Origin of the sequence: Pseudoxanthomonas spadix, assembly GCF_003703395.1 — a bacterium.
Taxonomy (GTDB): domain Bacteria; phylum Pseudomonadota; class Gammaproteobacteria; order Xanthomonadales; family Xanthomonadaceae; genus Pseudoxanthomonas_A; species Pseudoxanthomonas_A spadix.
The window spans coordinates 380,039-393,561 of record NZ_RDQN01000004.1 but is presented as its reverse complement, the minus strand read 5'-3'; the positions used below and the strand labels follow the sequence as shown (position 1 = coordinate 393,561).

Below are 13,523 nucleotides of genomic sequence, written 5' to 3'. Positions count from 1 at the left end.
GCAGGCGGTTCAGGCGCCAGCCACCGGGCCGAGCGCGGCCAGCATGCCGCGCGCCTTGGCGCGGGTTTCCGCAAGCTCGGCGCCCGGGCGTGAATCGATCACGATCCCGGCCCCGGTGCGCAAGCACAGCGTGCTGCCGCCAGCTTCGTCCACCAGCCGCGCGCTGCGGATCAGGATGTTCAGGTCCAGGTCGCCATCGCGGCCCAGCCAGCCGAACGCGCCGGTGTAGGCGCCGCGCGGAGCCTGTTCCAGCTCGGCGATGATCTGCATGCAGCGCACCTTCGGGCAGCCGGTGATGGTGCCCCCGGGGAAGGTCGCGGCGATCACCTGCCCCGGCGTGACCTCGGCGCGCAGCTGGCCGCGTACGTTGCTGACGATGTGGTGCACGTGGGCGTAGCTTTCCACCGTCATCAGCTCGTCGACCTCGACGCTGCCGGGCGTGCACACCCGGCCCAGGTCGTTGCGCTCCAGGTCGATCAGCATCACGTGTTCGGCGCGCTCTTTGGGATGGCCGACCAGCTCGCGAATCCGCGCGGTATCGTCGTCGCCTTCCAAACGCGCACGCGTTCCGGCGATCGGGCGCGTCTGGGCGATCCCGTCGCGCACCGACACCAGCCGCTCGGGCGAGGCACTGACCACCGCCACGCCCTGGTGCCGGAACAACCCGGCAAACGGTGCCGGATTGCAGTGGCGCAATCGTGCATACAGCGCGGCCGGATCCAGCGGCGCATCGAAGCGCGCACGCCAGCCGCGCGAGAGGTTCACCTGGAAGACGTCGCCAGCGGCCAGGTACGCGAGGATACGGCCGACGCCATCGAGGAAGGCCTGCGGATCATCCTCGACCAGCGCCGACGGCGCCGACCACACCGGCGCGGCCAGTGCGGCGCCGGCCTGGACATCGCCTGCGATCACCTCCAGCAGGCCTGCATGCCCGGGCTCGGCGATCGCGATGCATTGGCCGGTTGCGCGGTCGCGCAGCGCCGCCGCCGGGCAGCGCAGGGCCAGCGCGATGGGCATGCCATCGGCGTCCTGCGGGAGCTGCAGCACCGGCTCGACCTGGCCGGCCAGCTCATAGCCCAGCATCAGCGCCCAGCCACCGTGGAACGGCCAGCGCGATTGTTCGCGCAGCGCACGCAGGGGCCGCCACTGCACATCGAGCAACTCCAGGAACGCGCCTTCCAGCACCTGGCCCTGCAGCGTGCGGGTCACGCCCTGCCGGTCCAGGCACAGGCCCTGGCCGTTGCCCATCAGCAGCAGGTCCCAGCGCCCATGCGCGGTGCCCGAGGCCACCGACTCCATCAGCAGCGGATAGCGCGACGGCGCCACCCGCTGCAGCAACAGCAGGTCGAAGTGATCGGGCAGCGGGCGGGTCAGGAGCATGGTGGTCGTTCTCAAACGCACATCGGGAGCGGTTTGCGCCGCTCCCGATGGAGGTGTTGCCGATGGGTAAAGGCGTGGATCAGAGGCGCTTGAACACCAGGGTGCCGTTGGTGCCGCCGAAGCCAAAGCCGTTGGACATGGCCACATCGATCTTCTTCTCGCGCGCCACGTTGGGCACGTAGTCCAGGTCGCAGCCTTCGCCCGGGTTGTCCAGGTTGATGGTCGCCGGGATCACGTTCTCCTGCAGCGCCATCACGGTGAAGATCGCTTCCACGCCGCCGGCAGCGCCCAGCAGGTGGCCGGTCATCGACTTGGTCGAGCTGACCATGACCTTGTAGGCGTGCTCGCCCAGGGCGCGCTTCATCGCCAGGGTTTCGGCCAGATCGCCCAGTGGCGTGGAAGTGCCATGTGCGTTGAGGTATTCGACCTGCTCGGCGCTGACGCCGGCGTCCTTCATGGCCATGGTCATGCAGCGCGCCGGGCCTTCGCCGTTCTCGCTGGGCGCGGTCATGTGCCAGGCATCCTGGCTGGCGCCGAAACCGGCCAGCTCGCAGTAGATGCGCGCGCCGCGGGCCTTGGCGTGCTCGTATTCCTCGATCACCAGGATGCCGGCGCCGTCGCCCATGACGAAGCCATCGCGCTCGGCGTCCCACGGGCGCGAGGCCCGGGTCGGATCGTCGTTGCGGGTGGACATGGCCTTCATCGAACAGAAGCCGGCCATCGAGGTCGGCGAGGAGCCGCGCTCGGCGCCACCGGCGACCATCACCTCGGCATCGCCGTACTGGATGGTGCGCATCGCCATGCCGATCGAATGGTTGGCCGAGGCGCACGCCGACACCGCCGAAAAACCCGGCCCTTTCAGGCCCTTCATGATGCTCAGGTGGCCCGGCAGCATGTTGATGATGGTGCTGGGGATGTAGAACGGGGACACCTTGCGTGCGCCGCCCTCCAGGTATTTCTCGGTCTGCTGTTCGATGCCCAGGATCCCGCCGATACCCGAGCCGATCATCGCCCCGATGCGCTCGGCGTTGGCCTCGGTCACCTCCAGCCCCGAATCCTCCAGCGCCATCAGCGAGGCGGCCATGCCGTAATGGATGAACGCATCCATCTTCCTGGCCTCCTTGGGGCTGATGAACCGGGTGATGTCCAGGTCACGCACTTCGCCGCAGATGCGGGTGGCGAAAGTGGAGGCATCGAACGAGGTCAGCGGGCCGATGCCCGAACGGCCGTTCTTGATGCCATCCCAACTGCTGGCCAGGTCATTGCCCAGCGGCGAGACCATGCCCATGCCGGTAATGACGACGCGACGTCGGCTCATAACGTTCTACTCCGCGATCCTGCTGGCCGGGCGAGGCCGGCCTTGAATTGACTGGAAACCCGGCGCCACGCGCCAGATGCGCACGGGGCCGCAAGCGCGGCCCCGGGGTGACTTGCTTCCATCAGGCCGGTCAGGCCTTGACGTGGGCCTTGACGTAGTCGATGGCCTGCTGGACGGAGGTGATCTTCTCGGCCTCTTCGTCCGGAATTTCGCACTCGAACTCTTCTTCCAGCGCCATGACCAGCTCGACGGTGTCCAGGGAGTCGGCGCCCAGATCGTCCACGAACGATGCGCTGGTGGTGACTTCTTCTTCTTTGACGCCAAGTTGTTCGACAACGATCTTCTTGACGCGTTCTTCAATGCTGCTCATGGATTTCGCTCCAGACGGAGATGGGGTAAAGACGGGATAGTGTAAGGGAAAGCCGGGCTTGCGGACACGATGCCGCAAGCCCCGTTGAATCAGCCACTTAGGGCCGAATCCTGGGTCACGGCATGTACATGCCGCCGTTGACGTGCAAGGTTTCGCCGGTGATGTACCGGGCCTGGGGACCGGCCAGGAACGCCACCGCGGCAGCGATGTCGGCCGGCTCGCCCAGGTGGCCCAAGGCGATCTGGCCGATCAGCGCGGCCTTGGCGTCCTCGGGCAGGGCCCTGGTCATGTCGGTGTCGATAAAGCCAGGCGCCACGACATTGACCGTCACCCCGCGCGAACCGATTTCCTTGGCCAGCGACTTGGAGAAGGCGATGATACCGGCCTTGGCCGCCGCGTAGTTGGTCTGCCCGGGATTGCCGGTCACCCCGACCACCGAGGCGATGTTGATGATGCGGCCCTTGCGCGCCTTCATCATGCCGCGCATGACCGCCTTGCAGGTGCGGAAGACGCTGGACAGGTTGGTGTCCAGGATCGCGTTCCAGTCCTGCTCCTTCATCCGCATCAGCAGGTTGTCGCGGGTGATGCCGGCGTTGTTGACCAGGATCGAGACGGGTCCGAACTCCCTGGCGGTCGCCTCGATCAACGCTTCGACCGCGGCCGCATCGGTGACGTCCAGGGTGCGGCCGTGGCCACCGAGCACTTCCATGCGCTGGGCGATGGCCTGCGCGCCGCTGTCGGTGGTCGCGGTGCCGATCACGGTCGCGCCCTGCGCGGCCAGCGTGTCGGCGATGGCCGCGCCGATGCCGCGGCTGGCGCCGGTGACCAGCGCGATTTCCCCTTCCAGGGGACGGGCGGTGTTCATGCGGCCTTCCATGTTTCCAGGGCGCCCTGGAAGTCGGCCGGCGTGGACAGCGCACGGCTGTCCACGGACTTGTCGATGCGCTTGGCCAGGCCGGTCAGCACCTTGCCGGGGCCGCATTCGGCGATGCGCGTCGCACCCGCGGCGATCAGTGCCTGCACGCAGTCGGTCCAGCGCACCGGCAGATACAGCTGGCGCACCAGCGCCTGGCCGATGGCCTCGATGCTGTCGTGGACCTGCGCGTCGACGTTCTGCACCACCGGCAGGGCTGGCAGCTGCCAGGCGATGCCCTTGATGGTCTCGGCCAGGCGGTTGGCTGCTTCGCGCATCAACGGAGTATGGGAGGGCACGCTCACCGCCAGCTTGACGGTCTTGCGGATGCCGCGGGCGTTGAGTTCGGCAATGGCTGCATCGACCGCTGCGGCATCGCCACCGATCACGATCTGGCCCGGCGCGTTGTAGTTGGCCGGCACCACGACCTTGGTCCCGGAGACCTGCTCGCACACTTGCGCGACCATCGCGTCTTCGGCGCCCAGCACTGCGGCCATCGCGCCGACACCTGCCGGCGCGGCGTCCTGCATCAGCTGCCCGCGGATGCGCACCAGATGCGCGCCATCGTGCAGCGACAGCGCGCCGGCTGCGACCAGCGCGGTGTATTCGCCCAGACTGTGGCCGGCCAGGCGCGCGGGGACGGCGCCGCCCTGCTCCTGCCACAGGCGCCACACCGCGATGCCCGCCGCCAGCAGGGCCGGCTGGGTGTATTCGGTGCGGCCCAGCATTTCTTCCGGCCCGCCCTGGGAGAGCGCCCACAGATCGGCGCCGGCACCGTCGGAAGCTTCATTGAAGGTGTCGCGTACCTGCGGGTGCAGTTCGGCCAGTTCGGCCAGCATGCCCAGGGACTGCGACCCCTGGCCGGGAAACACGAAGGCGAGTGCGGAGTCGGTCACGCGCGAGAAGACCTGAGCTGCAGAAACGAGCGCCGATGATACGGGCGAAACGAGCGAGGCGTCTGTACTGGGGCGTATGCCGCCGCGGCGCGCCCACCTGATGCCGCATCGCCTGACGCCCAGCCTGGGCCGCTTTTCCTGACCATGGATCGGACACGTGCAGGCTTTAGGCCGGCCACCGTCCTGCAGGCGCCGGGCGTGATCGGCAGCACTGCCCCGGGTCAGCCCCGACTGGATTCGCGCAACATCGATCCGCCACCGGCGGAGGAGTCGCCGCCTGGCCAACACCATGGCTGGGCCTCTGGCGCGGGCAGCGCTCAGTAGCGGATCAGCACCGAACCCCAGGTGAAACCGCCACCGAAGGCTTCCAGCAGCAGCAGCTGGCCGCGCTGGATGCGACCGTCGCGCACCGCTTCATCCAGTGCCATCGGCACCGAGGCCGAGGAGGTATTGCCGTGCCGATCGACCGTGACCACGACCTGGTCCATGGACATGTCCAGCCGCTTGGCGGTGGCTTCGATGATGCGCAGGTTGGCCTGGTGCGGCACCAGCCAATCCAGGTCGTGCTTGTCCAGCTGGTTGGCGTTGAGGGCTTCCTCCACGACCGCATCCAAGGCCTTGACCGCGTACTTGAAGACCTCGCCGCCCTTCATCAGGATCCGCGAGCCGTTGTTGGTCTGGTGAGGTTTGAAGCCGGCCGAGACGCCAACCGGATTCCAGAGCAGCTCCTTCTTGCTGCCATCGGCATGCAGATGGGTGCTGAGGATGCCGGCCTGGCTGTCGGCCTTGAGCACCACCGCGCCGGCGCCATCGCCGAACAGCACGCAGGTGGTGCGATCGGTCCAGTCGGTGATGCGGGTCAGGGTCTCGGTGCCGATCACCAGGGCCGTCCTGGCGTCACCGCTGCGGATGAACTTGTCGGCCACCGTCAGCGCATAGATGAAGCCCGAACAGGCCGCGTTGACGTCCATCGCCATGCAGCCTTCGGCGCCCAGCCGGGCCTGGATCAGGCACGACGTGGATGGGAAAACGATGTCCGGCGTGGTGGTGCCCACCACGATCATGTCCAGGTCGGCCGCAGTGACGCCGGCCGCCTCCATCGCACGCAATGCCGCCCGGTAACCCAGGTCGCCACTGGTCTGCCCTTCGGCTGCCATGTGGCGCTCGCGGATGCCGGTGCGGGTCTGGATCCACTCGTCGCTGGTCTCGACGATCCTGCACAGGTCGTCGTTGGTCAGGACCTTGTCCGGCAGATAGCTGCCGGTGCCTGCGATACGCGAGTAGATACGACCGTTGGTCACCGGCTGGCTCATCATGATTCCCGTTGCGCGACCCGCAGGCCAGGCCTGAACAATGCAGCAGTCAGGCGCGCATCACTGCGCGCCGGAAGGCTCACTCTTCGCTGACAGCCGACTTGGTGGCGATGACCTTCTTGCCACGGTAGTAGCCGTCGGCGGTCACGTGATGGCGGATGTGGGTTTCGCCGGTGGTCGGGTCGGTGGCCAGCTGCTTGGCGGTGAGGGCGTCGTGCGAACGGCGCTGGCCGCGGCGGGACGGGGTGACGCGGGATTTCTGAACTGCCATGGTCTTGCTCCAAACGAGTCTTCATTCCAACCGCCGCACAGGCGATCAGTTCTTCTTGAGCGAAGCCAGCGCCGCGAACGGGCTGGCCTGCGCCAGTTCTTCCTGCTGCGGGGAAACATCGAGTTCCACCGCAGGCAAATCCGGATTCATCGGTACCGCGGGCACAGCCAGCACCAGTTCGTCCTCGATCAGGTCCAGCGTCCGCAACATGCCGTCTTCGGGCACCAGCAGCGCCTCGGTCTCCGGCGGCAGGGCCGCTTCGCCGGCTTCGTCCCTGATCAGGCCAAGCCGCTGCACCATCGACACCGGGTACAGGAACCGCTGCAGGCTGCGCTGGCATTCCAGCGGCAGCGCCGTGTCGATCTTCAGTTCCACGTAGGGCACCTGCAGCGCATCGCGATCGAACTGCAGCGCGAACGTCACCTCACCCTCGGCATCGGCCAGCAAACCGTCGAGCCGGCGCAATGCCGCCAGCGGCACCTTGCCTTCGAAGCTGCGTCGTGCCGCGACCATGCGCCAGGCATCAAGGATTTCGGGCACGTGCGCGGGCATAAGCCGCAAAATGGTAGAGAGCCCGGGCATGTGTGTCAAATCGGCTGTGCTCGCCGCCGTTGCGATCCCGGGCCGGCCGGGGCCACACTGCCCGACCCTGCCGCTCCAACCCTGTCGATGACGCTGATCCTGGCTTCCACCTCGGTGTATCGACGCGACCTGCTGAAAAGGCTGCGCCTGCCCTTCCAGGCCGTCGGCCCGGAGGTGGACGAAACCGCGCTGGCGGGCGAATCGCCCCTGGCCATGGTCCAGCGCCTGGCCCGTGCCAAGGCCCGCGCGATCGCGGCCAAGGCACCGGGAAGCTGGGTGATCGGCTCGGATCAGGCCGCCGACCTGGACGGCCTGGCCCTGGGCAAGCCCGGCCATCGGGACGCGGCGATCGCCCAGCTGCAGGCGATGTCGGGCCGCCAGGTCCGGTTCCATACCGCGGTCTGGGTCAGCAACGGCGATCGCGACCTGGCCGCCGTCGACACCACCTGCGTGATCCTGCGCACGCTCGCCGACGCCGAGATCGAACGCTACGTGGACGCCGAGCAGCCGTTCGACTGCGCCGGCAGCTTCAAATGCGAAGGCCTGGGCGTGGTCCTGTTCGAAGCCATCCAGACCTGCGACCCCACCGCCCTGATCGGCCTGCCCCTGATCGCCACCGCCGCGCTGCTGCGCCAGGCCGGGTTCGCCCTGCCCTGAACTACTCGTGGCGGGACAGATCGATGGGTTGCTCGGACCAGGTCTCGATGCTGCCGTCGCTGGCCTGCAGCCGAAGGCCCAGCCAGTGGCGGCCGCTGCGCAGGTTGCGCGCGTCCACCTGGGCGCGGAAGCCGACGTTGGGGTGGTTGGGGTCGTCGGAGATCTTCCAGTAGCTGGCCACGCCCGGGTTCGGCAGGCCGTACTCGGCCTGGGCCACGACCTTGCCATCGAGGGTGACCTCCACGCCCCTGAGGCCGACGCCATCCTTGAATGCCCAGCCGCTGACTTCGAAGCGGCCGGGCACGGTGGCGCCATCGACCGGGACATCGATCCAGGCCATCGCAGGGGCGGTGCATGGCGCATCGGCGCTGGGTTGCGCCGCCGCCTCCTCGCGCCTTGGCAGGTAGAACAGCAAAAAGCGCTGGCGGCCGTGGTCGACGTTGACCACGCGCGGCGGCGGCAACGGCCCCAGCCGCTCGCACAGCGCGTGGTATTGGGCCAGCAGGCCCTTGTACTGGACCTCGCTGGCGCCGACCACCAGCAGCTGGGCGGTCGGGCTGGCGCCGTCGCTGTGCAGGTTCCACAGGCGCAGCTGCGGCGCGCGGCCGTGCTTGATGTTGAGCGGATGGTCCAGCACCGGGATCGCATCGTCGCCAAGGGCGAAGCCCAGCTCGGCGCCGACCTTGAAGTTGTCGGCCAGCATGCCGGTCTGGCCCGGATGGCGCGCCAGCTCCTCGCGCACGGCCTGGGCCAGCACGTCCCAACCGGCGAAGTTGTAGGGATAGACCTTGCTCGAGGCCAGGTCCGCGCGCCAGCGCGGCACCGAAGCGACCAGGTAATAGCCCAGCACCACCGCCAGGCCCGCCCCGCACATCGCCCAGGTCGCGCGCCGCAGCCAGAGCGGCCAACGGCGCAGCAATGCCGGCACGGCCAACAGCAGCGGCAGGTAGCCCGGCATCGTCCAGTGGAAACTGACGCGTTCGACATCGGCGAAAAAGCCCAGCAAGAAGTAACCCAGCGTCGACAATCCACCGAGCAGGCCGAAATACCGCCATTGCGCAGGCATGTCGCTGGCCTTGCCGAACGCGCGGGCGAGCACCTGCAGCAGCGCGAAGAACAGCAGTGGTGTCACCAGCGCTGCCTGGATCACCAGGAACAGCAGGCCGGTGAGCTGGAAGGTCCAGGGATGGCGATCGACCAGCTGGAAGCGCAGGCCGGCATCGGCATTCTCGATGTTCCAGGCGATCAAGGGCGCCCATGCTGCGATACCCAGCGCCAGCGCCACCCACACGCGCACATCCAGCAGCACGCGCCGGCCTTCGGGCAACAGCAGCAGCGCGACAAAGCCCACGCCGATCACCCCGACGAAGCGATAGTGGCTCAGCGCACCGATCACCAGGCCCAGCGCCAGTTCGGCCGCGCCGGCGGCATCGATCTGGCGCAGCAGGCGCGCGCCGGCGTCCAGGCACAGCACCGTGGCAAAGGCCAGCGGCACGTCGGGCACGGCCATGATCCCCAGGCTTCCCGACAACGGCATCAGCAACACCAGCATGCCCGCGCGCCATCCGGCGACGGCGCCAAACCAGCGCGTGCCGATGCCGGCAAGCAACCAGGGCAGGAGCGCGGCCAGCAGCAGGAACGGCATGCGGATGGCCAGCACATGCTGGCCCCCGATCGCGGTGCCCAGGCGGGTCATCCACGCGGTCAGTCCGGGCAGGTCCGAATAGGCAGCGGCCAGATGGCGCCCTTCCTGCCAGTAAAACGCTTCGTCCACGAACAGCGGCAGCCGCGCGGCGATCAGGATCTTGATCACGGTCAGGCACACCCACAGCGTCAGGAACGTGCGCTGCGCGCGCGCCTCTTCGTTCATATTGTCGCTACACTCGATTGGAAGACGCGAAACGGATGTTGACGATGCAGGCCAGTTCCGCAGCACGCACGATGCTACCCGATGACCTGTTGCAGGCGTTGCGGCAGGCCCAGGCGCAGGTCAACGGCCTGGTGCTGGGCAAGCCATTGCAGGTGCGGCTGGCGTTCGTGGCGCTGCTGGCCGATGGCCATCTGCTGATCGAGGACCTGCCCGGCCTGGGCAAGACCACCCTGGCCCATGCGCTTGCGGCGACCCTGGGACTTGGCTTCCAGCGCGTGCAGTTCACCTCGGACCTGTTGCCCGGCGACGTGCTGGGCGTGTCGATCTACGACGCCCAGGCGCGCAGGTTCCAGTTCCACCCCGGCCCGGTGTTCACCAACGTGCTGCTGGCCGACGAGATCAACCGCGCGCCACCGCGCACCCAGAGCGCGCTGCTGGAGGCCATGGCCGAGCATCAGGTCACCCTGGATGGCACCACGCACGTGCTGGACGAGCCGTTCTTCGTCATCGCCACCCAGAACCCGGTGGACCTGTCGGGCACCTACCCGCTGCCCGATTCGCAGCTGGACCGCTTCCTGCTGCGCATGGGCCTGGGCTACCCGGACCGCAAGGACGAACGCGCCCTGCTGGCCGGCAGCGACCGGCGCGAACTGATCGCCCAGGCCAGGCCGCTGCTCGACGTGGCCCGCGTGCTGGCCCTGCGCAAGGCGGTGGCGCAGGTCCATGCCAGCGAGGTGCTGATCGATTACGTGCAGGCCCTGCTGACCCGCAGCCGCCGCCATCCGGGCGTGCGCGTGGGACTCTCGCCCCGCGCCGGCCTGGCGCTGCTCAAGGGCGCACGCGCCCATGCCCTGCTGCTCGGCCGCGACCACGTGCTGCCCGAAGACGTGCAGACCCTGTTCCCGGCCGTGGCCTCGCATCGACTGCTGGCTGACTCGGAAGGCGCCTCGGCCAGCGAACTGACCCACGCCATCCTGCATGCGGTGGCGGTGGACTGAAGGATGCAAGCCGCCTTGCTCCAGCGGCTGCGCGCACGCCTGGCGCTGCTGGCGCGGCCGCGTGCTGCCGAACCCCTGCCGCTGACCCTGGACCGACGCCGGGTGTACGTGTTGCCCACCGCCTTTGGCCTGTTTGCCGGCCTGCTGGTCGGCACCATGCTGCTGGGGGCGCTGAACTACAACAACAACCCGGCACTGCTGCTGGCCCTGTTGCTGGCGGCCACCTTCATGGCCAGCCTGATGGCCGCGCACCTGCAGTTGTCGGGGCTGCGGGTGGACTCGATCGCCGCCGAACCGGTCCACGCCGGCACGCCCCTGCGCCTGCAGCTGGCCCTGTCCATCCACGACCGCCGCCCGCGCATCGGCCTGCGCCTGCGCGCCGGCCAGCAGGATGCGCTGGTGCCGGCGCTGGCCGACCAGCCGGTCACCGCCGAACTGCCCTACCCGACCAGCACCCGCGGCTGGCTGCAGCTCGAGCGCCTGCGCCTGTCCACCACCCAGCCACTGGGCGTGGCGGTGGCCTGGTCCTATGTGTGGCCACAGACGCCGCTGCTGGTCTATCCGGCGACGGAAGTGGACGGCCCGCCGCTGCCCGAGCCGGCCGGCACCTCGCGCCAGACCCGGGTGGACGCCGCCGGCGAGGAGCTGCACCACCTGCGTGCCTACCGGCCCGGCGATCCGCAGCACACCATCGCCTGGAAACCCAGCGCGCGCCGCGAGGTGCTGCTGGTGCGCGAATACGAACAGCCCGTCGGGGTGGAAGTCACCCTAGACTGGACCACCCTGGCCCCGCTCACCCATGAAGCCCGCATCCGCCGCCTGACCCACTGGATCGAACTGGCCGAACGCCAGGCGCGGCGCTATCGCCTGCGCCTGCCCGGACATGCACCGATCGGACCCGCCCTGGGCCCGGCCCACCGCCACCAGTGCCTGCGCGCCCTGGCGCTGCTGCCCAAGGGCCTGGCGTGATCGGCCGTCGCCGCCGCGCCGCATCGCCGGCGCTGGATGCACGCAGCCGGCTGTGGGTATTGGCGGCCGCAGCCTCGGGCCTGTTGCCGCTGCTGCTGCAGCTGCCGGGCACGACCGCGGTCGCGGTGGCGGTGATCGGCGCGCTCAGCGCCCTGGTGTCGTGGAAGCGCCCGATCCCGCTGGTCCTGCGCGTGCTGCTGGCCATCGCGGCCCTGGCCGCGGTGCTGTGGGCGGCTGGGCCGCGCTTTGGCCGCGACACCGGCTGCGCGCTGTTGGCAGCCATGCTGGCGATCAAGCCGACCGAGACCACCGGGCTGCGCGATGGACGCAGCCTGGTCGGGTTTGCGCTGTTTGCGCCCTTTGCCGCCTTCCTGCTGGACCAGGGGCCGATGACCATGGCCCTGGGCCTGGTCGCGGTGCTGTGCGCGCTGGTGGCGATGCTGCGCCTGGCGGCGCTGGAATCGGGCCTGCTCGCCGCCGACAGCACCGGCATCGGGCGCCTGGGTGCCTGGCAGATCGGGCGGCTGGTGCTGATGGGCATTCCGCTGGCGCTGCTGACCTTCTGGCTGTTTCCGCGCCTGGGCAGCCCGCTGTGGGGCCTGCCCGACCGCGCCGTCGCCCGGCCCGGCCTGTCGGACACGATGTCGCCGGGCCAATGGATCGACCTGCTGGCCGACGATACCCCGGCCGCGCGGGTGGTCTTCTTCGGCCCGACGCCGCGGCCTTCGCAGATGTACTGGCGCGGGCCGGTGATGGCCGAGTTCGACGGTCGCACCTGGCGCCGCGCCGACTGGCCAGCTGCGCCCACACCGGCTCCGGTCACCCGCCAGGGCCCGCGCTACGACTACCAGCTCGATTACGAGCCCACCGACCGTCGCCAGCTCATCGCGCTGGAGCTGGCCTGGTCAGCACCGGAAGGGACCACGCTGTCGGCAGACTACGAATTGAGCGCGCAGCGGCCGCTGGCGGCGCTGACCCGCTGGCGGCTGCAGTCACAGGCGGTGGCCACCTTCAATCCGCAGCCGCGTGCGCAGGTGCTGCGCCAGGCGCTGCAGCTGCCGCCGGGGTTCAATCCGCGCACGCTGGCGCTGGGCTCGCAGTGGCGGCGCGAAGCCGGGCCACAGGGCGATGCGGCCATCGTCCAGCGCGCGCTGGCCTGGATCGGCAAGGACTTCGCCTACACCCTGGACGTGCCGCTGCCGGGCCGCGAGATCGCCGATGAGTTCCTGTTCCAGACCAGGCGCGGGTTCTGCGAGCATTTCAGTTCCTCGTTCGTGATCCTGATGCGCGCCGCAGGCATTCCCGCGCGCGTGGTCACCGGCTACGTCGGCGGCGTGCGCAATCCGCTGGGTGGTGGCTACTGGATCGTGCGTCGCCAGGATGCCCATGCCTGGGCCGAGGTCTGGCTGCCGCAGCGCGGCTGGGTGCGGGTGGACCCCCACCGCCGCGGTTGCGCCCGAGCGCATCTACGACACCCTGGAAGACCGCGCCCAGGCCGAGGGAACCGGTGCCGAGGGGCTGATCCACATGAACCGCTACGCCCAGCTCAGCGACTGGCTGCGACGCAACTGGAACGAGGCGGTGCTGGGCTTCAACGCCGACCGCCAGAGCCGGCTGCTCGAATCCTTCGGCGTGGACCGGCTGGACCAGACCAAGCTGGGCTTGCTGTTTGCGCTGGCCTTCGGCACCACCTTGCTGGGCATGGCCTGGCTGCTGGCACGTGGCGAACGTGAAGCCGACCCGCTGCTGCGCCAATGGCATCGCCTGGGCCGGCGCTACCGCCGCTTCGGCCTGCAGCCGGCAGCGTCCGAACCGGCCATCGCCTGGGCCGAGCGGGTGGCCCTGGCGCGCGGGGGCAGTGCCGACAAAAACCAGGAGCTGATTTCACTCAGCCAGCGTTTTGCGCAAGCGCGCTACGCTTGCGCTCCCGCGGACGTCCGAGCGCTGATACGCGACCTTCGCCGGCACCGTCCATGATCACCGCGA

General features: G+C 69.1%; 12 protein-coding genes and 1 pseudogene. 4 read left to right on the top strand and 9 right to left on the bottom strand.

Annotation, left to right across the window (positions count from 1 at the left end; all coding sequences use genetic code 11):
• Positions 1-9: 9 nt before the first annotated feature.
• From D9R12_RS09190 to D9R12_RS09155, 8 genes are all read right to left on the bottom strand, one after another.
• Positions 10-1,380: an aminodeoxychorismate synthase component I gene (locus tag D9R12_RS09190; RefSeq protein WP_122229884.1), complete on the bottom strand. Its 1,371-nt coding sequence runs from the start codon at positions 1,378-1,380 to the stop codon at positions 10-12.
• 79 nt (positions 1,381-1,459) lie between these two features.
• On the bottom strand, positions 1,460-2,698 hold the full coding sequence (fabF, locus tag D9R12_RS09185; RefSeq protein WP_122229882.1) for a beta-ketoacyl-ACP synthase II: 1,239 nt from the start codon (positions 2,696-2,698) through the stop codon (positions 1,460-1,462).
• Between the two features lie 130 nt (positions 2,699-2,828).
• Complete coding sequence (gene acpP, locus D9R12_RS09180; RefSeq protein WP_014161144.1) at positions 2,829-3,068, bottom strand: acyl carrier protein; 240 nt, start codon at positions 3,066-3,068, stop codon at positions 2,829-2,831.
• A 115-nt stretch (positions 3,069-3,183) separates the two neighbouring features.
• On the bottom strand, positions 3,184-3,933 hold the full coding sequence (gene fabG, locus D9R12_RS09175; RefSeq protein WP_122229990.1) for a 3-oxoacyl-ACP reductase FabG: 750 nt from the start codon (positions 3,931-3,933) through the stop codon (positions 3,184-3,186).
• Positions 3,930-4,877 (bottom strand): ACP S-malonyltransferase, encoded by a 948-nt coding sequence (gene fabD / locus D9R12_RS09170; RefSeq protein ID WP_122229880.1) that lies wholly within the window; start codon positions 4,875-4,877, stop codon positions 3,930-3,932. Before fabD ends, fabG begins: the two co-directional genes overlap by 4 nt.
• A gap of 317 nt (positions 4,878-5,194) precedes the next feature.
• Positions 5,195-6,190: a beta-ketoacyl-ACP synthase III gene (locus D9R12_RS09165; protein WP_122229988.1), complete on the bottom strand. Its 996-nt coding sequence runs from the start codon at positions 6,188-6,190 to the stop codon at positions 5,195-5,197.
• 79 nt (positions 6,191-6,269) lie between these two features.
• Positions 6,270-6,461 carry a 50S ribosomal protein L32 gene (gene rpmF, locus D9R12_RS09160; protein WP_014161148.1) on the bottom strand — a complete coding sequence of 64 codons (192 nt, stop codon included), beginning with the start codon at positions 6,459-6,461 and terminating at the stop codon, positions 6,270-6,272.
• Positions 6,462-6,506: 45 nt separating this feature from the next.
• Positions 6,507-7,013 (bottom strand): YceD family protein, encoded by a 507-nt coding sequence (locus tag D9R12_RS09155; protein WP_014161149.1) that lies wholly within the window; start codon positions 7,011-7,013, stop codon positions 6,507-6,509.
• A 117-nt stretch (positions 7,014-7,130) separates the two neighbouring features.
• Here D9R12_RS09155 and D9R12_RS09150 point away from each other — a divergent pair, with 117 nt between their 5' ends.
• Positions 7,131-7,700 carry a Maf family protein gene (locus D9R12_RS09150; RefSeq protein ID WP_014161150.1) on the top strand — a complete coding sequence of 190 codons (570 nt, stop codon included), beginning with the start codon at positions 7,131-7,133 and terminating at the stop codon, positions 7,698-7,700.
• Position 7,701: 1 nt separating this feature from the next.
• Here D9R12_RS09150 and D9R12_RS09145 read toward each other — a convergent pair whose 3' ends face one another.
• Positions 7,702-9,570 carry an ArnT family glycosyltransferase gene (locus D9R12_RS09145; protein WP_122229878.1) on the bottom strand — a complete coding sequence of 623 codons (1,869 nt, stop codon included), beginning with the start codon at positions 9,568-9,570 and terminating at the stop codon, positions 7,702-7,704.
• A gap of 44 nt (positions 9,571-9,614) precedes the next feature.
• Between D9R12_RS09145 and D9R12_RS09140 the strand changes: the two genes are divergently transcribed.
• From D9R12_RS09140 to D9R12_RS09130, 3 genes and pseudogenes are all read left to right on the top strand, one after another.
• Positions 9,615-10,568: an AAA family ATPase gene (locus D9R12_RS09140; RefSeq protein ID WP_122229876.1), complete on the top strand. Its 954-nt coding sequence runs from the start codon at positions 9,615-9,617 to the stop codon at positions 10,566-10,568.
• Between the two features lie 3 nt (positions 10,569-10,571).
• On the top strand, positions 10,572-11,537 hold the full coding sequence (locus D9R12_RS09135; protein ID WP_170159204.1) for a DUF58 domain-containing protein: 966 nt from the start codon (positions 10,572-10,574) through the stop codon (positions 11,535-11,537).
• Positions 11,534-13,514, top strand: a pseudogene (locus D9R12_RS09130) (transglutaminase TgpA family protein). The gene D9R12_RS09135 and the pseudogene D9R12_RS09130 overlap by 4 nt, the downstream one beginning before the upstream one ends.
• The last annotated feature ends 9 nt before the right edge of the window (positions 13,515-13,523 follow it).